This window comes from Arthrobacter sp. 01N444, assembly GCF_056399305.1.
This window is the reverse complement of the sequence record NZ_JBFTRB010000023.1, coordinates 1-17,695: the sequence shown is the minus strand read 5'-3', so window position 1 is coordinate 17,695 and position 17,695 is coordinate 1. Positions and strand designations below refer to the sequence as shown.

The window sequence follows — 17,695 nt, the reverse complement described above, 5'->3', positions numbered from 1 at the left end:
ACCAGCCGCCGGACCGCATCTGAGTCCGCAGCGCGGCACCCACGGGGCCGGGCAATCCGGGGCACATGTCCTGCCCCGGCCGCGGCCACTGGGCATAATGCCACCATGCCCATGCCCGGGTCCCAGGACTGGACATGTCCCGTGGTACCGGAAAACATGCCCACGCCCGGGTCCCACGACTGGACATGTCCCGGGGACCGCGGGGCATGTCCACGCCAGGGTCCGGCAGGAGGGCATGCGCACACGCCCGGAACCAGGCCCGGCGCCGGACAATCCGCGGGGCGCGCGGCTACGAATGGCATGTATGAACAAACCCAGCATGAAGCCCAGCAAGCGGTCCCGCGGCGCCACAGCCCTGGCCGCGGTGGCCGGAGTGGCTGCGGCCGCCGTCGTCCTGTCCGTCGCGGAACTGATCGGGGCGTTTTTCACCACACGGGCGACGCCCCTGATTGCGCTGGGATCGACGTTCATCGACTTCACGCCGCTGTGGATGAAGAACTTCGCCGTCGAAACGTTCGGCACCAACGACAAGGCCGCGCTGTTCGTCGGCATGGCGGTCACGATCCTGCTCCTGGCGTGCGTGCTCGGCATCGTGGCGTACCGGAAATGGGCCCTGGGGGTGGCAGGGGTGGTGCTGATGGGCGCCGTGATCGTCGGCAGCGTGGTGACGCGGGCCAGCGTCAAGCCGATCGATGCCATTCCCTCCCTGATCGGCACCGTCGCCGGGCTGGTGGTGCTGCGGCTCCTGATCACCCGGCTGTGGCGGATGCAGGAATGGCCGGACCGGGCCGCGGACGTCGCCGCGAAGGAACCCGAGCGTCCGGCGACCACTCGGCGCGGGTTCTTCGCCGCCGCCGGCATCACCGCGGCCGCCTCGGCTGTTGCCGCCACCGGCGGACGCCTGCTGAGCGCGGCCCGCAGCAACGTGGCCGCGGCCCGCGAGTCGCTGCAGCTGCCCGCGCCCGCCAAGGCCGCCGCCGCGGTCCCGGCCGGGGTCCAGTCCAAGGCGCCCGGCGTCACGCCGTGGCTGACCCCGAACAAGGACTTCTACCGGATCGACACGGCGCTGAGCGTGCCGGAGATCAACGTCCAGGACTGGGAACTGCGCATCCACGGTCTCGTGGAACAGGAGGTCCGGCTTACCTTCCAGGACCTGCTCGACGCCCAGCTCATTGAATCCCATGTGTCCCTGACCTGTGTGTCCAACCCGGTCGGCGGCAACCTGGCCGGCAACGCCAAATGGCTGGGCATGCCCATCCGCGACGCCCTGAAGCTGGCCCGCCCCACACAGGGCGCGGACATGGTGCTTTCCACCTCGGCTGACGGCTTCAGCGCCTCGACGCCCCTGGAAGTCCTCCAGGACGACCGCGACGCGATGCTGGCGATCGGCATGAACGGCGAGGCGCTCCCGCTCGAGCACGGCTACCCGGTGCGGATGGTGGTTCCCGGCCTGTACGGCTTCGTCTCCGCCACCAAGTGGGTGGTGGACCTGGAGGTGACCCGGTTCGCGGACAGCAAGGCGTACTGGACCCAGCGGGGCTGGTCCGAACGCGGCCCGATCAAGACCATGGCGCGGGTCGAGGTGCCCAAGTCCTTCGCCAAGGTCCCCGCCGGAAAGATCGCCATCGGCGGCACCGCGTGGGCCCAGACCCGCGGGATCACCAAGGTCGAGGTGCAGATCGACAGCGGGCCCTGGACCGAGGCGGTACTCTCCGACGAGGCCTCCCTCATCACGTGGCGGCAGTGGTCCCTGGACTGGGATGCCACGCCGGGCCCGCACTACATCAAGGTACGCGCCACGGACGGCAAGGGCGAGGTCCAGACGGACAAGCGGGCGGATCCGGTTCCGGACGGCGCCTCCGGCTGGCAGTCGGTGATGGTGACCGTGGAATAACCGGGGTATCAGCACCGGGCACCATAGACTTGCAGCATGGCTTTGAACCCGCATGCAACATTCACAGTCGACTCCGCCGTCGAACTGGCAGTCATCGAACGCAGCGGCTTCGTGGAGTCCCGCCACATCGGCTCGGCCGTGGTGCTGGCCGCGGACGGGACGGCAGTGATCGAGCTCGGCGATGTGAACGCCCCGATCCTTGCCCGGTCCACGCTCAAACCGTTGCAGGCCCTGGCCTCGATGCAGTCCGGCGTACCCCTGCGGGGCGCCCAGGTGGCCATCGCGTGCGGCAGCCACGTCGGATCCCTGGATCACATGGACGTGGTCGAGGGCATGCTCAAGGCGGCCGGGGCCAAGGAAGACCAGCTGCAGTGCCCGGCCGACTGGCCCCAGGATGAGACCGCCCGGAACTGGCTCGTCCAGACCGAGCGGGGCAAGTCCCGGCTGGCCTTCAACTGTTCGGGCAAACACGCCGCGTTCCTTTGGGCGTGCACGGAGAACGGCTGGGACAAGAACAGCTACCTCGAACCCAACCACCCGCTGCAGCAGCGCATCCGCTCCGTGATCGAGGAGTACTGCGGCGAACGCATCACCCACCTGGGCATCGACGGCTGCGGCGCGCCGGTTGCCGCCGTCTCCCTGATCGGCCTGGCCCGGGCCTACTCGAAGCTGGCCAAGGCCCCGGGCGACAAGAACTCGAACGCGCGGGCAGCCACCATTGCCACGTCCATGCTGGACTACCCGTGGGCCGTCCAGGGGCGAGGGCAGGCCAACACGATCGTCATGGACGAACTCGGCATCCTGGCCAAGATCGGCGCCGAGGGCGTCCTGGTCATGGCCACCCGCCAGGGCGTCTCGGTTGCCATCAAGATGCTCGACGGCAACATCCGGGCCACCACACTGGTCGGGCTGACGCTCCTCGCGGCCTCCGGCGCCGTCGAAATCCCTGAAGTGTCCAGCGTCCTGGACAAGGTGGTGGACCCGGTACTGGGCGGGGGACGCCCGGTAGGCAAGATCCGGCTCGGGCGGGCCGTCGCGGCACTGCTGGACTAGGAGACTCGGGAAAGTGGCTGTATCGCGCCGTCGAATCGCCATGGACGAGGGCCGCGCGGCACTCGCCGCGTGGCAGGAAGCCACCGCGACCGCACCGGGCCCGAACGTGCCGGCCGCCGGGGTCCCGGGCTCTGGAGGACCCGGCGCCGTCCCGCGCACCACGATCGCGACGGCGGTGCGATACTGCCTGGAGGAAGTCACCGCGCGGGCGCCCGGGAACTCCGTGGAGGTGCGCGTCCCGCCGTTCGGCGTCACCCAGTGTGTGGAGGGCCCGCGGCACACGCGCGGCACCCCGCCAAACGTCATCGAGTGCGACGCCGACACCTGGCTGGCGATGGTCAGCGGACGATTGAGCTGGGCCGACGCCGTCGCCGCCGGCCGTGTTGCCGCCTCGGGACTGCGCGCGGACCTGTCCGCCCTCCTGCCCCTCTAGGTCACCCGGCGGCGTCCCTCAGGACCCACCAGCCGGGGCCCGCGCCCGCAGTCGTGCCCCCAGCCGCGCCTCAGCCGCGCCCGATGAACGGCATGCCCGCAGCTGTCACCACGAGGGATCCCACGTTGGCCGACGCCGGCATCCCGGCCATCAGCAGCACGGCCCGGGCGGCGTCCTGCACCGCAAAGGTCGGCTCGGCCCGCAGGCTGCCGTCTGCCTGGGCGGTCCCGGAACCGACGCCGATCTCCTCCATGAGCTCCGTCGCCGCGTTGCCGATATCGATTTGTCCGCAGCTGATGCCGAAGCCCCGGCCGTCCAGGTCAATGCTTTTAGTCAGCCCGGTGATGGCGTGCTTGGTCACCGTGTAGGCCACCGTCCGCGGCCGGGGCGAATGCGCCGCGACCGAACCGTTGTTGATGATCCGTCCGCCCTGGGGCGACTGGGCCTTCATGGCCCGGACGGCGGCACCGGCGCAAAGGAGGGACCCCGTGAGGTTCACGGCGACGGTCGCGTCCCAGTCCTCCACGGTGATCTCGTCCACCGCGGCGGCGGGGCCGAACACGCCGGCGTTGTTGAAGAGCACGTCCACGCGCTCCCACTGCCCCAGCGCGGCGGCGAAAAGCCGTTCGACGTCGGCGGGGACGGTGACATCGCACGGGACCGCGAGCGCCTGGCGGTGGCCGGCCGCGGTCTCTCGGAGCGGTTCTTCCCGCCGCCCCGCCAGGACCACCCGGTAGCCCTCGGCCAGCATGAGCCTGGCCACTGCGCGGCCGATGCCGGAACCGGCTCCGGTGACAACGGCGACCCTTCCCGGGGTGTGGTGCTGGCTCATGAGGTCCTCCTCGACGGTTAGGCGCTGCCCGGCCAGCGTACCGCCGAGACGGCACATCACGGCAGTGTTTCGCGTCCGGAACGCCGCGAGCTGTCTCCTCGGGGGCGTCGGCTGGCGGCTGGCGGCGCTTCAGCCCGGCCGCGGGGCGGACGGCCGAGCGGCAGCCGCCTAGCGGGAGTCGTCGCCGCGGTCCCGGGCCTGCCGGCCCGTGCGGTAGCCGGACCAGAACGCCAGCAGGAGCAACCCGATGCTGATCAGCGCGACCCCTGCCCAGATCCACGGGCCCATGACCATGAGCCCCTGCAGCACAACGGGCCCCGTGGCCACCGGAGCATACGCTACCCAGCCAAAGTCCTCCTGCGTCACCGGCTGGGCAAGAAGGGCCAGCCCGGCGAGCAGCATGGCCGCGGCAGTGAGCGGCACCGCCACACGGCCCAGCAGATTCTTCCGGGCACGGCCGGTGTTCCGATTCCCCCGCGGCTCCATGGCCATACTGTAACCGTTCGGCGCGGCGAACCGGCTGGGGAAACGGCCTACTCGATGATCAGGTCAGGTACGGGCCTGCGCCCTCTTGCCCGCCAGCGAGCCCCCCAAGGTGGAGTTTGAGCGCCCGGCACCGCCGCGCCGCCCCCTGATCACCCGGGCGGACGATCCGGGCACGGCGGCCCGGCCATCGGCGCTGCGGTCCCTGATCAGGCCGGTTCCGGCGATTTCCCTTGCCTGGGCGACGCCGGCAACGGCGGCTTTCTTGGTGGGAAACGTCACTGAGACTGCCATCAGTTGCCCTGCCCCGTCCATCATCCGAATGCGGTAGCCGCCCTCGGGCGCGTCCACGAGCTCAAAATATCCCGCCATTTGCAACACTCCTAGTTCCCTCGTATCCCCCGCCGGGATATTAGTAAGTGTACTTATTTTACGGTGCGGGGAAAGTGCTGAAGGTCCCGCCCTTCGTCCGCCGGCGGTCGCCGCGGCGGGGCCGCGGGGGCCACTGCGGTCGCCGCGGCGGGGATCACGGAAGCGGGGTGTCGCTGCGGCGGACGCCGTCTTCATGCAGTTCCAGCGCGCTCATGACGAGGGCGAAGTGGCTAAAGGCCTGCGGCGTGTTGCCCAGCTGCCGGCCGGTCTCGACGCCCCACTCCTCGCTGAGGAGCCCGACGTCGTTGCGCAGCGCCAGCAGGCGCTCGAACAGCTCCCGGGCCTCATGGCGCCGGCCAGCCCCGATCAGGGCCTCGACCAGCCAGAAGGAGCATGCCAGGAACACCCCCTCCTCGCCGGGCAGCCCGTCATCGCTCTGTGCCGGCAGGTAGCGTCGCAGGAAGCCGTCGTGCGTCAACTCGCGCTGGACCGCATCGATGGTTCCGATGATGCGCGGATCATCCGGCGGGAGGAACCCCACCCGGGGCAGCAGCAGGAGGCTCGCATCCAGCTCCGGCCGCCCGTAGGACTGCACGAATGTGTTGCGGTCGGCGTCGAACCCGTTGGCCATGACCTCGGCGTGGATGGCGTCACGCAGCTCCTCCCAACGGTCCGCCGGGCCGGTCAGGCCGAAGTCCCGGACGCCCTTGACCATGCGGTCCGCCGCCACCCAGGCCATCACCTTGGAGTGCGTGAAATGGCGTTGCGGGCCGCGCATTTCCCACAGCCCGTTGTCCGGCTGGCGCCAGGCCGTCTCCAGATGTTCCATGAGGGCCACCTGGACGTCCCAGGCGTCGTCGGTGTGCTTGAGCAGGGAGTTCCGGGTCAGGGACAGGCAATCGAGGACCTCGCCCCAGACGTCGAGCTGCAGCTGGCCGGCCGCACCGTTACCGGTCCGCACCGGAGCGGAGTTTTCGTAGCCCTTCAGCCACGGCAGTTCGAGCTCCGGCATCCGGCGTTCGCCGTGGAGCCCGTACATGATCTGCAGATCCGCCGGGTCCCCGGCGATGGCGCGGAGCAGCCAGTCGCGCCACGCGCCGACCTCCTCCGTGTAGCCCGCGGCGAGCAGCGCCTGCAGCGTGAGCGTGGCGTCGCGGAGCCAGCAGAAGCGGTAGTCCCAGTTCCGGGTACCGCCGATCTCCTCCGGCAGGGACGTCGTGACGGCGGCCACGATCCCGCCGGTCGGGGCAAACGTCAGGGCCTTGAGCGTGATCAGCGAGCGCTGGACGGCGTCGCGGTAGCGCCCGGTGACCGTGCACTTCGCCGACCATCGAAGCCAGAACTCCTCGGTCGACGCCAGGACCGTTTCCGGGTTCACCGACCGCGGCCGGCCGAGGTGGCTGGGGCTCCAGGTCAGCACGAAGGGCACACGCTCCCCGGCCTTGACCGTGAAGTCGCTGACGGTATGCATCCGCTCACCGCGCAGGGGCGCCTCGGTCACCAGGTAGGCGGCATCAGGCCCGGCGACGGCGTGGATCCCGAGCTCGTCGTGGCGGACCCACGGCACAATATGGCCGTAGTCGAACCGGAGCGCCAGTTCGCCGCGCATCCGCACCGTGCCGCGGACACCGACCACGATCCGCACGATATCCGCCACCTCGTCGCGGGGCGGCATGAAGTCAATGATCCTGACCTTGCCCTCGGGCAAATCCCACTCGGTTTCCAGGATCAGCGTGCCCTTGCGGTAGCGGCGGCGCGTGCATTCCCCGCCGCCCGCCGGCGCCAGGAGCCACCGGCCGGCCGCGGGGGAATCGAGGAGGGCGCTGAAGCAGGCCGGCGAGTCGAAGCGCGGCAGGCACAGCCAGTCGATGGAGCCTTCGGTGCTGATCAGGGCAGCGGTGTGCAGATCGCCGACCATTGCGTAATCCTCGATGCGTACCATGACACTTACAGTGCCACACCGCCGTCGCCCCCGGCACGGTAGAGGGAGCACGGTGGAGGGAGCATGGCGTCGGCGGAAGGGGAAGGGGCATGGCAGGGCACGTGGCCGCTGTGCGGATCGGCACATCCGGCTGGAGCTATGACCACTGGGACGGGGTCCTCTATCCGCCGGGCCTGCCAGCCCGGGACAGGCTGGCATATTACGCGGCCCGCTTCGACACCGTGGAATTGAATGCCAGCTTCTACCGCTGGCCGAAAGAGGGCTCGTTCGCCAGCTGGCGCCGCCGCCTGCCCGACGGTTTCGCCCTGTCCGTCAAGGCGCCCCGCGGCCTGACGCACGCCAAGAAGCTTTACGCCCCCGAGGTCTGGGCGGACCGGATCACCCGGTGCTGGCACGAACTCGGCGACAAGCGGGCCGTGCTGCTCGTCCAGCTGCCCCCGGGCTTGGCGCGCGACGACGCCCGGCTGGACTACTTCCTGGCGGCTCTGCCCGGCTGGATCCGCGTCTGTGTGGAGTTCCGCCACCCCAGCTGGGACGACGACGCCGTGTACGCCCTGCTGGAACGTCACGGCGCGGCCTACTGCATCATGAGCGGCGCCGGGCTCCCGTGCGTCCTGCGCGCCACCGCGGCGTTCGTCTATATCCGGCTGCACGGCCCCGACCACGACGTCCTGTACGGCGGATCCTATTCCGATGACGACCTGCGCTGGTGGGCGGACCGGATCCGCGAGTGGCAGGCCGGCGGGAAAGACGCCTACGCGTACTTCAACAACGACGGCGGCGGCAACGCCGTCCGCAACGCCGCCACACTGCGCGGGCTGCTGGGTTAGCCGCCACGCTGGTAATCCGGCGTGGCGGGGGCCCGCGTCCGGGGACCCCGCCGGCACAGCCGGAGCCCGGCACTGTGGGAGAGTGGAGGCATGGAATTGGCCTCGCAACCAGCGCAGCAGCTGCCCGTGTCCGGCAACAGGGCCTTCCGGCTCGCCCACTGGGTGTCGGACACCGTCAACGGGTTCCGGCTCAAGACGGCCCGGCGCTGGAAGTTCAGCCCGCAGACAGTCGCCTATCAGGGCTACGGCTCGACCGAGTGGGTCAGGGTACTGGGCCGCGTGGTCCTCACCAGCCGGCCGGTGCCCGGCGGCAAGGCGGAGCGGCTGGCCCTGAACGGCAACCAGAACTTCCGCGGCTGGCGGGCGTTCACGAGCGTCCCGGTCCAGTTCACCGAGGTGGAGATCCAGATCGGCGGCGTCACCACCCGCGTGCATGCGGACCGCGGCGGCCTGGTGGACACCCTGGTTCACGTGGCGTTGACCCCGGGCTGGCATACGGCCGTGCTGCGCGCCGAGGGAACGGAACCGGTCGAGGCCAGGATTTTCGTGATCTCGCCGGACACCAGGCTCGGCATCGTCTCGGACATTGACGACACCATCATGGTCACCGCCCTCCCCCGGCCCTTCCTGGCGCTGTGGAACACCTTCGTCCTGAACGAACGGGCCCGGATGGCGACACCCGGCATGGCCGTCCTGCTGGATCGGCTCAAGGTGGAGCACCCGGAGGCGCCGGTGATCTATCTGTCCACCGGACCGTGGAACGCAGCTCCCACCCTGGCCCGTTTCATCGCCCGGAACCTCTATCCCTCGGGCGCGCTGCTGCTCACGGACTGGGGGCTGACGCACGACCGCTGGTTCCGCAGCGGCCAGGAACACAAACGGCGGAACCTTGAGCTGCTGGCCCAGGAGTTCCCGAACATGCGCTGGCTGCTGTTCGGCGACAACGGCCAGCACGATGAAGAGATTTACTCCGGCTTCGCGCAGAAGCACCCGGACCAGGTGGCCGCGATCGGCATCCGGCAGCTCTCGGCCAGTGAGGCCGTCTTCGCCGGCGGCCACTCCGACACCAGAGACCACTCGGAGTCCTCCGTCCCGTGGTTCTATTCGCCCGACGGCGCGGGGCTCGCCAAGGGCCTGCAGGACCTGGATCTGCTCTAGGTTGACCCGGCTTGAGGGGCGTCAGCTCGCCGGGTGCGGCTCTCCGACGTCGGCGGTTTCGTCCTGCCCGCCGGCGCCGCCGGGCTGCGCTGCGCTGCCGGGCTCTCCGGCGGACGCCGAGCTTCGGGCCGCAATGACCTCCTGGAGCCAGTAGTAGGAGGCCTTCGGCGTGCGGACCTGGGTATCGAAATCGACGTGCACCAGACCGAACGGCTGCTTGTAGCCGGCGGACCACTCGAAGTTGTCCATGAAGGACCACACATAGTAGCCGCGAAGGTCGATGGCCTCGGCGGCGCCGCCGGGACGTGTCGCTTCCAGGGCCGTGCCGATGTGGTCTGCAAGGTAACGCAGGCGCCGTTCGTCCGGGATTATCCGTTGGTCCGCCCCGACAGGCTGGACCACGACGTCCTCGAAACTGGCCCCGCCCTCGGTGATGAAGACCGGGGGCAGATCCGGGTAGCGGTCGGCCATCTCGGCCAGGGCGACGGACATGTATTGGGGCTTGACCGGCCAGCCGTAGGCCGTGGTCTCGGTGTCCGGGAACTGCGCGATGTGGAAGGGCGCACCGGGTGTCCCACTGAGGTCGTCCCCCATGGCCTCGGCCATGCCGGGCGGCACGGCCCCCTCACCCGGACCCGCCCCGACAAGGGTGGGCATGTAGTAGTTCAGGCCGTAGAAATCCAGGGGCTGGGAAATCAGCTCCATGTCTTCGCTGGACGGGCTGAAGGACGACGAAAAGAAGGTGGCGGCCCGGATGACATCCGGGTATTTGCCGAGCAGCACCGGATCGGCGTAGAGCCGGTTCTGCGCCACATCCATGAGTCCGGCACTGACCTTGTCCAGCGGGTTCGCGGTGGCCGGGACCATCGGTGAGTAAACGTTGGTGATGCCGATGTCGCCCGGCACCTTGGCGGCGCGCAGCGCCTGGAGCGCCAGGCCGTGGCCCAGCAGTTGGTGGTGCACGCTGGGGAGGGCCTTGAGCATGAGGGCCTCCCCGGGCGCGTGCATGCCCAGGGCGTAGCCGTTGGTGGTGACTGTGGCGGGCTCGTTGACAGTCACCCAGCGCCTCACGCGGTCCCCGAAGGCAGCCGCGGCGATGGCGGCGAAGTCCCCCAGCCGGTAGGCCGTGTCACGGTTCATCCAGCCGCCGGCCTCATCCAGGGGCAATGGGGTGTCCCAGTGGTAGAGCGTGGCCATGGGGGAAATGCCGTTGGCGAGCAACAGGTCGATCAGCCGGTCGTAGAAGTCCAGCCCGGCAGGGTTCGCGGGCCCGCTCCCGCCGGGCTGGATCCTGGACCAGGACAGCGAAAACCGGTACGAGTCGATCCCCAGCTCCTTCATCAGAGCCACGTCCTCGGGCATCCGGTGGTAGTGGTCGCAGGAAACGGCCGGACTCTGGTCCTCCACGATCGAACCCGGCTTCGCGGCGAAGACATCCCATCCGGAAGGGCCGCGGCCGTCTTCATCGAGTGCACCCTCGATCTGGAAGGCGGAGGTCGCCACACCCAGGGTGAAGCCGGGCGGAAGAAGGGAAGCCAGATCCTTGGCGGAAGCGTTCATCGACGGGGACCTCTATGTAGTTTCGGTGGTTGGTTGACTGATTTTAGGCTCCCCCGGGGGTGAGCGCCACGACCCTGGCCGTTTGACGGACGCGATGCCAACGGCCACTGTTGATCGGTGCACGTGAAAATTGAACAAGGCGTCAACCGCCGGCCGCCATCGGCGCCGCCCAGCCCCGGCCGGCAGACGGCAGCCCTCCTTTGCTTCCTGGCGGTCTCCCATGGGGTGTCCTTCGTGGCGTCGCTGGTCATTATCGGCAACGCCGGCGGCTGGTACGCGGCGGCAGAGAAGGCTCCGTGGACTCCGCCGGGCTGGGCCTTCGGAGCGGTCTGGACGGTGCTCTACACGACAATGGCAGTGGCGGCGTGGCTCGTCTGGCGCCGGGAAACAGGACTTCGCTCCGGGCGCGGCCGGGGGGCCATGACCGTCTACGCCATCCTGCTGCTCGTCAACCTCGCCTGGGCGCCCCTGTTCTTCGGCATGTACCCCATGGCCGGCGGGGCCGCGCTCTGGCTGGCCCTGCTGCTCATCGCCGTCCATGCGGTGGCCGCCGCCGTCACGGTGGTCCGGTTCGGCCTGATCAGCCGGGCAGCGGGCCTGCTCATGCTGCCGTACCTCTCCTGGATCGTGTTCTCGCTGAGCCTGAACGCCTATGCCGCCGCCAGCAACTGATCCTGGCATCTGCTGGTCCCTGCCGTTCAGAACAGCGACGTCTCCGGCCCGAACAGGAAGACTTTGGCGTGCTCCACGGCCTTGCGGAAGGCATCGTTCCGCAGCGTCACGAGCTGCTCAGCCTCATCCAGCGAGGGTTCCAGATACTCCGTGAAGCCGGGCCTCAGCACCCAGATATCACCCGCGGGCGGCAGGTAGAACACGCCGAAGGACCGGTGCTGGCTGTCTTCATCTGTCCAGACCGGGACCACCGCCAGCGCCGCACCCGTGTCGATGTTGATCCATTGCGCACGGGGCAACGGGGCCTCATGCGCCTCCGGGTCCAGGAACGGCGCCGTTCCCTCGCCCCAGCGCGCTTCGAAGCGCTCGTGGAACACCGGCATAAGGTGCGAATCGTAGCGGCGCCATGCGCTCATGGCTGGTCTCCTCCTCAGTGGATGGGGCTGCTGGATGTAACTGCTGGGGGGGTTCCTGCCCGGGTCAGCGGCCTGGCCAGGAGAGTTTCCCCGTCACGGCCCGGGTTCCCAGCGGACGGGGAGCACGCGCACAAGGGGATCCCGACGCCGGATGATGCGCACCGGGATGTCGCGGCTGCCTTGGCCGGCATGGTCGTTCCGGTGCTGGAAGGTGTCGTCCTCGACGGCCTCGACGGCGGAACGCCAGCGGCCGGCGTCGTACTCCGCCCGGCTCCTGGCATCCCGCAGCACGGCGAAAGCGTGCAGAATGGCGCCGACATCGGGAGGATCGACGTCAGACTGGCCGACGTCGGGATGGTGCCGGCGCATCAGCGCCCGGAAGGCGCGGCCAATCTCCTGCCGGCCCGCCTCCGGCGAGACGTGCAATAGCGCGTAGTAGCCTCGGGGATCAGGGTTCCTGCCGGGCATGATCGGCCTCCGTTGCATGGAGCCGGAGCCGGAGCCGGAGCGACGCTGCGGGCGCCGCGCCGGCCCGGGGGCTACTTCCCGATCTCCTGCATCTTGTCCTGCGAACGGGTGACTTCAATCTTCCGCGGCTTGGCCGCCTCCGCCACCGGGATGCGGAGCGTCAGGACGCCGTCGGCGTAGTTCGCCTTGACGTTCTCCGTATCCAGGGTGTCGCCGAGGATCAGCTGGCGGCTGAACACTCCACGGGGACGCTCCGAGACCATCAGTTCCACGTCGGGCTGCACCGGATCGCGCCGTTCCGCCCGGACCGTCAGGACATTGCGCTCAATGTCGAGCCCGATCGAGTCGACATTGACCCCCGGAAGATCGAAGGCGACGACGAATACGCCGTCTTCCTGCCATGCGTCCATGGGCATGGGCGCGGGGCGTGCCACCGTCCCGAACACCTGCTGGGCAAGCCGGTCGAAGTCACGGAACGGGTCCGTCCGAATCAACATCATTTCCCACTCCTTCAGCGAGACTTGATCTGCATTCCTTCTACAACCCACCTCAAGTTTTCTGTGGTGGCGGGTATAGATTTTTTATAGCACCGGTGAAACACTGATGCAAGGGAATTTCCGGCCGGAACGGGAGGAAGACCATGGCGGACCGAGGCGCGAATTCAGGCCTGTACGCCATCTCGGTCGTGGCGCAGCTGGTGGGCACGGGGCAGCAGAATATCCGGCTCTACGAGCGCCGGGGGCTCCTCGCACCGGACCGCACCGCGGGTGGCACCCGGCAGTACAGCGACGCAGACCTTGTGGTGCTGCGGCGGATCGGCCAGCTCCTGGCAGAAGGGCTTAACCTGGCCGGCGTGGCCAAGGTGATGGAACTCGAGGCCGCCAACGCCCGGCTGCGGGCCGAACTCAAGCTGGCGCGCAGCCGCTGACGGTGCTCAGTCCTGGCTGGTGTCGGCGGTGGAGAGCGTCCCGGTGACCTGTTCGCCCGGAATCCGCGCCGTCCGCCAGGTGTCCAGCGCAATGACGCCGCCCAGGATCACGAGCGAGATCGAGAAGGCGCCCAGGGCATCGGTCATCCAGTGGTAGCCGAGGTACAGGCGGCTGACGGCGGCGAAGAAGATGCCGATCCCCGCCACAATGAAGGCGATAACAGCGGACATGGGGTTCTTCCGGCGCGAAAAGACCAGGTACGTGGTCACCAGCAGGAAGTCGCACGCACCCAGGACGTGGCCGGACGGAAACGAGAACGTGGAGTCTGCGCCGAAGAGCATGAGGTCGATCGGAGGCCGGTGGCGTTCGACGATGTGGCCGATAATCTGCGCCAGAATGACGCCGGTCAGCATGGCACCGGCCAGGAGCATCGGCCGCCAGGCATGCTTGGCGATCAGGCCCCAGGCCACCGTCACGATCAGGACGATGATTGGCAGGCCGATGGGGCCGAAGACGATCGCCAGGATGATCATGATGATGGTGGTGGGTTCCGCGCGCAGGGTCAGGAGCCAGGTCCGCACGGGCTCATCCGCCGCCGAGATGCCGGCGTGCTGCAGGACTCCGGCGAGGATTACCACGAACAGCACGGCGCCCGCGATCATCAGCACGACGGCGGTCCGGTAGAGATTCCGGCGCGCCGTCACGCTCATGAAGCGCTCCTCCACGACGAACTTTTCGTGGAAGGTCCGCCACCGTCCCTGGGGTTTGCCTGCTTGAGCCTGTGCCATGTCGCTGTGCCGCCTTTGCGCCGTGTTGTGGATGGTCCCCGTTGAAGATTATCCCTGTTATTTACCGGGCGGCGGGCACATGGGCCGCCCGGGCTTCCCGCGGGAGGGTCCCGGGCCGGCGGCCGGTTGCGTAACCCGCCGGCCGGACAGGGCAGGGCCTTGCTGTGAGCCGGTTCACAGTGTAGCCTCCAACACAACTTGTGATGCTTATAAAGCAACTCTTAGGAATCAATGATGAGCTGGATGGAGAACAACATGGTCGAGGAAAAGCCTGACGGCGCCGGCGCAGGGCGGAACCGCGGCAAGGTCACCGACGTGGAGACCTACGGCATTGAGCGGATCCCCGAAAAGGACCGCAATGCCAGCGCCTTTGACTTGTTCAGGGTTTCGTTCGGCGGAGCCAACACCTTTGCCACCGCCTTCCTGGGCGCATTTCCGATCCTGTTCGGCCTGTCGTTCTGGCAGGGGCTCGCCGCTACGGTGACGGGCCTGGTTGTCGGCGCCCTCCTGCTGGCGCCCATGGCCGTCTTCGGCCCCACGAACGGAACCAACAACGCGGTGTCCTCCTCCGCCCACCTGGGCGTGCACGGCCGGGTGGTCGGATCATTCCTGTCACTGCTGACCGCGCTGGCATTTTTCTCCATCTCGGTCTGGAGCTCCGGCGATGCCCTGGTCGGCGGGCTGAACCGGCTCGTTGGCCTGCCGCAGGACATGGGCTCGTTCGCCGTCGCCTACGGCCTCTTCGGTGGACTCGTTCTGGTGGTCTGCGTCTACGGGTTCAAGTTCATGCTGCTCGTGAACAAGATTGCCGTCACCGCGGCCACCCTGCTGTTCGTTGTCGGGTTCATCGCCTTCGCGGGCGACCTCAACCTGAACTTCGAGGGTGCCTTCGGCACCGGATTCGACGGCGTCGGCGTCGCAGGGTTCATCCCGGCGTTCATTGGCGCGGCACTGATCGTCATGTCCAACCCCATCTCCTTCGGCGCGTTCCTGGGCGACTGGGCGCGCTACATCCCCACCGCCACCCCGAAGCGCAAAGTCATGGGCGCGGCGCTGCTGGCCCAGCTGGCCACCCTGATTCCGTTCGTCTTTGGCCTGGCCACGGCGTCCATCATCGCCACCAAGGCGCCGGAATTCATGGACCCGGCGGCGCCGAACTACGTCGGCGGCCTGCTGGCCGTCTCCCCGGCCTGGTACTTCATCCCGCTCTGCGCCATCGCCCTGATCGGCGGCATGTCCACCGGGGCGTCCTCGCTGTACGGGACCGGCCTTGACTTCAGCAGCGTCTTCCCGAGGTTCAACCGGGTCCAGGCCACCCTGTTCATCGGGGTCCTGGCGATCGCCTTCATCTTCGCCGGCCGCTTCGCCTTCAACCTCGTCCAGAGCATTTCCACGTTCGCCACCCTGATCGTGACCTGCACCGCGCCCTGGATGGTGGTGATGATCATCGGTTTCATCACCCGCCGCGGCTGGTACGACGCCGACGCCCTCCAGGTGTTCAACCGGCGCCAGACCGGCGGACGGTACTGGTTCAACCACGGCTGGAACCTGCGCGGCATGACGGCCTGGCTGGTCAGCGCCGCCGCCGGGCTGAGCATGGTGAACATGCCCGGCCAGTTCCAGGGGCCCCTGGGCAACCTGGCCGGCGGCGTGGACATCAGTCTGCCGGCATCGCTCGGGCTTGCAGCCGTCCTCTACCTCGGGCTGCTGTGGATCTTCCCGGAGCCGCGCGGAGTGTTCCCGGCCGCCGGGCCGCGCTGGATCCCCTCGAAGGACACCCCGGTGCCGCCGGTCATCGATGCGGCTGGAAACACCGTCGCTGCCGGAACACCGGAGGCAGCCGCGCCGGACTTGCACGGCGACTTCGACACGGAACTGGTGGGCCAGCGGTGACGTGGTTCGATCTCAGCGTTCCGCTGCGCACCGGAATGCCTGTCTATCCCGGCGACCCGGAGGTCCGGATCGCATCGGCACTGACCGTGGAGGCCGACGGCGCCAACGTGCTCTCGCTCGGGCTGGGCTCCCATTCGGGTACCCACGCCGACGCACCCCTGCATGTGGGCGACGGCTGGGCAGCTTTGGACGAATTGCCGTTGTCCCTTTTCGGCGGCGTCGCCGAAATCGTGGATGTCCGGGACGTGGCCCGCGGCGGCGCCATCACCGCCGCGCACCTGGCGGGGATCGCCCCGGCGGGCTCCGCCGGAAATCCTGCGGAACCTGGAAATCCGGACAATCCCGATAAGATCCTCCTGCTGCACACCGGCTGCGCAGCAGCGTGGGGAACGGAGGAGTACCTCAAGCACCCATGGCTGGAGGCTGCGGCGGCGCAACTGATCGTGGACCGCGGCTACCGCGCCGTAGGCCTGGATGCCCTCAGCGTGGATCCAACCTCCCCCGGCGCCACGCACGGCGACCAGCAGGGCAACCAGCACGGCAACCCGGCCGGCGGCGGCTTCCCCGCCCACGACATCCTGGCCGGGAACGGCTGCATCATCGTGGAAAACCTCACCGGACTGGAGCAGGTCCAGCGGGCCACAGACGCAGGATCCGACGTCGAGCTCTTCCTCTTTCCCCTCAATATCCCCGGGGCCGACGGCGCCCCGATCCGGGCCGTGGCCCGGCCGCTGCCGGCTGCGGTGCTGCAGCCGGCAGCGCCCCGCGCCCTCAGCCGCGAAGAGGTCCAGGAGGCAGCCGACCGCCTGGTCGCCGCCTTCGCCGCCACGGACACCGAGGCCTACTTTGCGGCCTTCAGCCCGGAGGCGACCTTCATCTTCCATCCGGAAGCCCAGCGCCTTGGGTCCCGCTCCGCCTACCGCACCCTTTGGGACAGCTGGCTCGCCGGTGGTTGGCGTGTGCTCGAATGCCGGAGCAGCCAGCAGGATATCCAGCTCCTCGGGGCTACCGCGGTGTTTTCGCACCGCGTGGCCACGACGGTCCGGGTTGACCGGGACGGTGGCCGCGATACGAGCGATGAACGGGAGACCATCATCTTCTCCCGCGCCTCCGACGGCGGCATTGTTTGCGTCCACGAGCATCTTTCGGCCTGCCCGCAGTGATGCCGGGTGATTAGACTCACTGGGACCACCCGGGCCTGGGTGGATCTGCAGGTCAGCCGCCCGGGCCGCAATCTGCGGGCATTTGGCGTCCGCACGGGCCACGCGCACATGCGGCGTGGTGATTTGACGGGCCAATAAATATGACGTTACTGTTCCTGAATCCATTGGGGCCGACTAGAAGCACTCCAAGAAAGACAGAGCGATGACCACCATTACCGAGCCCATTGAGATCCAGGTCGACAACCGGCGCGTGCTCGACGACCGACTCAACGACGCCGTCCGCGGGCTGCAGCAGCTCGCCATGACAACCGGGACGCACGGCATTTTGCTCACGCGGCACAAGCCGGGCCACTACACCGCGGCCCTCTCCGACCAGGTCCCCTTCGGCATGACCCGGGAACAGGTTCACTAAGCAACCAGCAAACCGGACGCTGAGAGCCGGACTCAAAAGAGCCAGGTCCCGGGCGGCTGAGCATCGACTCGCCGCCCGGGACCTTTTTGGTGTTTCAGGCACTGCCATCCGTCAGTGCCAGTTACCGGTCGTCGGGTTACCAGTCATGGACGGTGCCGTCGACGAGGCGGTTGTAGGGCAGGTAGGCCTGCTGGTAGGGGAACGCGGCGGCGGCTTCTTCGTTGAATTCCACGCCGATGCCGGGCGCCTCGCCCGGGTGCAGGTAGCCGTCGACGAAGGTCATGGATTGTTCGAAGACCTCGTTGGTCGCATCCGAGTGCTGCATGTATTCCTGGATGCCGTAGTTGTGGATCGCCAGGCCCACGTGCAGCTGCGCGGCGAACCCGACCGGGGAGAT

Annotated in this window: 20 protein-coding genes; 10 read left to right on the top strand and 10 right to left on the bottom strand. The window is 68.5% G+C overall.

Annotated elements, in window-relative coordinates; genetic code table 11:
* Positions 1-319: 319 nt before the first annotated feature.
* The 3 genes from AC1DKN_RS19500 to AC1DKN_RS19490 are packed head-to-tail and all read left to right on the top strand — an operon-like array spanning position 320 to position 3,380.
* Positions 320-1,894, top strand: coding sequence for a molybdopterin-dependent oxidoreductase (locus AC1DKN_RS19500; RefSeq protein WP_476872241.1), 1,575 nt, complete (start codon positions 320-322; stop codon positions 1,892-1,894).
* A 36-nt stretch (positions 1,895-1,930) separates the two neighbouring features.
* Positions 1,931-2,947: an asparaginase gene (locus AC1DKN_RS19495; protein WP_476872240.1), complete on the top strand. Its 1,017-nt coding sequence runs from the start codon at positions 1,931-1,933 to the stop codon at positions 2,945-2,947.
* 13 nt (positions 2,948-2,960) lie between these two features.
* Entirely contained in the window at positions 2,961-3,380 is a 420-nt protein-coding gene (locus AC1DKN_RS19490; RefSeq protein WP_230009166.1) for a sterol carrier family protein, read from the top strand.
* A gap of 70 nt (positions 3,381-3,450) precedes the next feature.
* Here AC1DKN_RS19490 and AC1DKN_RS19485 read toward each other — a convergent pair whose 3' ends face one another.
* The 4 genes from AC1DKN_RS19485 to AC1DKN_RS19470 all read right to left on the bottom strand — a co-directional run bounded on the left by AC1DKN_RS19485 (position 3,451) and on the right by AC1DKN_RS19470 (position 7,009).
* Positions 3,451-4,212, bottom strand: coding sequence for an SDR family oxidoreductase (locus AC1DKN_RS19485; RefSeq protein WP_476850259.1), 762 nt, complete (start codon positions 4,210-4,212; stop codon positions 3,451-3,453).
* A 168-nt stretch (positions 4,213-4,380) separates the two neighbouring features.
* On the bottom strand, positions 4,381-4,698 hold the full coding sequence (locus tag AC1DKN_RS19480) for a hypothetical protein (protein ID WP_476855505.1): 318 nt from the start codon (positions 4,696-4,698) through the stop codon (positions 4,381-4,383).
* Positions 4,699-4,761: 63 nt separating this feature from the next.
* On the bottom strand, positions 4,762-5,067 hold the full coding sequence (locus tag AC1DKN_RS19475; RefSeq protein WP_223913587.1) for a hypothetical protein: 306 nt from the start codon (positions 5,065-5,067) through the stop codon (positions 4,762-4,764).
* 154 nt (positions 5,068-5,221) lie between these two features.
* Entirely contained in the window at positions 5,222-7,009 is a 1,788-nt protein-coding gene (locus AC1DKN_RS19470) for a glycoside hydrolase family 15 protein (RefSeq protein ID WP_476872239.1), read from the bottom strand.
* An 89-nt stretch (positions 7,010-7,098) separates the two neighbouring features.
* On the opposite strand from AC1DKN_RS19470, the gene AC1DKN_RS19465 reads away from it, so the two are divergent.
* Together AC1DKN_RS19465 and AC1DKN_RS19460 are read left to right on the top strand one after the other, a co-directional pair.
* Positions 7,099-7,839 carry a DUF72 domain-containing protein gene (locus tag AC1DKN_RS19465; protein WP_476872238.1) on the top strand — a complete coding sequence of 247 codons (741 nt, stop codon included), beginning with the start codon at positions 7,099-7,101 and terminating at the stop codon, positions 7,837-7,839.
* Between the two features lie 90 nt (positions 7,840-7,929).
* Complete coding sequence (locus tag AC1DKN_RS19460; RefSeq protein WP_476872237.1) at positions 7,930-8,997, top strand: App1 family protein; 1,068 nt, start codon at positions 7,930-7,932, stop codon at positions 8,995-8,997.
* 21 nt (positions 8,998-9,018) lie between these two features.
* Here AC1DKN_RS19460 and AC1DKN_RS19455 read toward each other — a convergent pair whose 3' ends face one another.
* Positions 9,019-10,557, bottom strand: a complete 1,539-nt coding sequence (locus AC1DKN_RS19455) for a GH1 family beta-glucosidase (RefSeq protein WP_476872236.1) — start codon at positions 10,555-10,557, stop codon at positions 9,019-9,021.
* A gap of 123 nt (positions 10,558-10,680) precedes the next feature.
* Here AC1DKN_RS19455 and AC1DKN_RS19450 point away from each other — a divergent pair, with 123 nt between their 5' ends.
* Positions 10,681-11,229 (top strand): TspO/MBR family protein, encoded by a 549-nt coding sequence (locus AC1DKN_RS19450; RefSeq protein ID WP_230007698.1) that lies wholly within the window; start codon positions 10,681-10,683, stop codon positions 11,227-11,229.
* 26 nt (positions 11,230-11,255) lie between these two features.
* Here the strand turns inward: AC1DKN_RS19450 and AC1DKN_RS19445 are convergent, their stop codons facing one another.
* The 3 genes from AC1DKN_RS19445 to AC1DKN_RS19435 form a co-directional block, all read right to left on the bottom strand.
* Positions 11,256-11,645 carry a hypothetical protein gene (locus AC1DKN_RS19445; RefSeq protein WP_230007693.1) on the bottom strand — a complete coding sequence of 130 codons (390 nt, stop codon included), beginning with the start codon at positions 11,643-11,645 and terminating at the stop codon, positions 11,256-11,258.
* A gap of 93 nt (positions 11,646-11,738) precedes the next feature.
* Positions 11,739-12,113, bottom strand: a complete 375-nt coding sequence (locus AC1DKN_RS19440; RefSeq protein WP_476855502.1) for a J domain-containing protein — start codon at positions 12,111-12,113, stop codon at positions 11,739-11,741.
* A 71-nt stretch (positions 12,114-12,184) separates the two neighbouring features.
* A complete protein-coding gene (locus AC1DKN_RS19435) occupies positions 12,185-12,613 on the bottom strand; it encodes an Hsp20/alpha crystallin family protein (protein WP_476850266.1) in 429 nt (142 codons plus the stop codon).
* A gap of 140 nt (positions 12,614-12,753) precedes the next feature.
* Here AC1DKN_RS19435 and AC1DKN_RS19430 point away from each other — a divergent pair, with 140 nt between their 5' ends.
* The gene (locus AC1DKN_RS19430; RefSeq protein WP_476859226.1) at positions 12,754-13,041 is read left to right on the top strand and encodes a MerR family transcriptional regulator; all 288 of its coding nucleotides are present in this window, start codon (positions 12,754-12,756) and stop codon (positions 13,039-13,041) included.
* Positions 13,042-13,047: 6 nt separating this feature from the next.
* Here AC1DKN_RS19430 and AC1DKN_RS19425 read toward each other — a convergent pair whose 3' ends face one another.
* Positions 13,048-13,830 carry a phosphatase PAP2 family protein gene (locus tag AC1DKN_RS19425; protein WP_476872235.1) on the bottom strand — a complete coding sequence of 261 codons (783 nt, stop codon included), beginning with the start codon at positions 13,828-13,830 and terminating at the stop codon, positions 13,048-13,050.
* A gap of 234 nt (positions 13,831-14,064) precedes the next feature.
* Here AC1DKN_RS19425 and AC1DKN_RS19420 point away from each other — a divergent pair, with 234 nt between their 5' ends.
* The 3 genes from AC1DKN_RS19420 to AC1DKN_RS19410 all read left to right on the top strand — a co-directional run bounded on the left by AC1DKN_RS19420 (position 14,065) and on the right by AC1DKN_RS19410 (position 17,298).
* Positions 14,065-15,723, top strand: a complete 1,659-nt coding sequence (locus AC1DKN_RS19420) for a purine-cytosine permease family protein (protein WP_476872234.1) — start codon at positions 14,065-14,067, stop codon at positions 15,721-15,723.
* Positions 15,720-16,886: a cyclase family protein gene (locus AC1DKN_RS19415; RefSeq protein ID WP_476872233.1), complete on the top strand. Its 1,167-nt coding sequence runs from the start codon at positions 15,720-15,722 to the stop codon at positions 16,884-16,886. The genes AC1DKN_RS19420 and AC1DKN_RS19415 overlap by 4 nt, the downstream gene beginning before the upstream one ends.
* Before the next feature lie 202 nt (positions 16,887-17,088).
* Positions 17,089-17,298, top strand: a complete 210-nt coding sequence (locus AC1DKN_RS19410) for a hypothetical protein (protein ID WP_028276129.1) — start codon at positions 17,089-17,091, stop codon at positions 17,296-17,298.
* 136 nt (positions 17,299-17,434) lie between these two features.
* Here the strand turns inward: AC1DKN_RS19410 and AC1DKN_RS19405 are convergent.
* On the bottom strand, positions 17,435-17,695 hold a 261-nt coding region (locus AC1DKN_RS19405; protein WP_476872232.1), incomplete at its 5' end, for an enolase C-terminal domain-like protein.

Coding starts and splice junctions, on each gene's coding strand:
- AC1DKN_RS19500 (WP_476872241.1), top strand. CDS start 320: ATGAAGCCCAGCAAGCGGTCCCGCGGCGCCACAGCCCTGGCCGCGGTG.
- AC1DKN_RS19495 (WP_476872240.1), top strand. CDS start 1,931: ATGGCTTTGAACCCGCATGCAACATTCACAGTCGACTCCGCCGTCGAA.
- AC1DKN_RS19485 (WP_476850259.1), bottom strand. CDS start 4,212: ATGAGCCAGCACCACACCCCGGGAAGGGTCGCCGTTGTCACCGGAGCC.
- AC1DKN_RS19480 (WP_476855505.1), bottom strand. CDS start 4,698: ATGGAGCCGCGGGGGAATCGGAACACCGGCCGTGCCCGGAAGAATCTG.
- AC1DKN_RS19475 (WP_223913587.1), bottom strand. CDS start 5,067: ATGGCGGGATATTTTGAGCTCGTGGACGCGCCCGAGGGCGGCTACCGC.
- AC1DKN_RS19470 (WP_476872239.1), bottom strand. CDS start 7,009: ATGGTACGCATCGAGGATTACGCAATGGTCGGCGATCTGCACACCGCT.
- AC1DKN_RS19465 (WP_476872238.1), top strand. CDS start 7,099: ATGGCAGGGCACGTGGCCGCTGTGCGGATCGGCACATCCGGCTGGAGC.
- AC1DKN_RS19460 (WP_476872237.1), top strand. CDS start 7,930: ATGGAATTGGCCTCGCAACCAGCGCAGCAGCTGCCCGTGTCCGGCAAC.
- AC1DKN_RS19455 (WP_476872236.1), bottom strand. CDS start 10,557: ATGAACGCTTCCGCCAAGGATCTGGCTTCCCTTCTTCCGCCCGGCTTC.
- AC1DKN_RS19445 (WP_230007693.1), bottom strand. CDS start 11,645: ATGAGCGCATGGCGCCGCTACGATTCGCACCTTATGCCGGTGTTCCAC.
- AC1DKN_RS19440 (WP_476855502.1), bottom strand. CDS start 12,113: ATGCCCGGCAGGAACCCTGATCCCCGAGGCTACTACGCGCTATTGCAC.
- AC1DKN_RS19435 (WP_476850266.1), bottom strand. CDS start 12,613: ATGATGTTGATTCGGACGGACCCGTTCCGTGACTTCGACCGGCTTGCC.
- AC1DKN_RS19430 (WP_476859226.1), top strand. CDS start 12,754: ATGGCGGACCGAGGCGCGAATTCAGGCCTGTACGCCATCTCGGTCGTG.
- AC1DKN_RS19425 (WP_476872235.1), bottom strand. CDS start 13,830: ATGGCACAGGCTCAAGCAGGCAAACCCCAGGGACGGTGGCGGACCTTC.
- AC1DKN_RS19420 (WP_476872234.1), top strand. CDS start 14,065: ATGAGCTGGATGGAGAACAACATGGTCGAGGAAAAGCCTGACGGCGCC.
- AC1DKN_RS19410 (WP_028276129.1), top strand. CDS start 17,089: ATGACCACCATTACCGAGCCCATTGAGATCCAGGTCGACAACCGGCGC.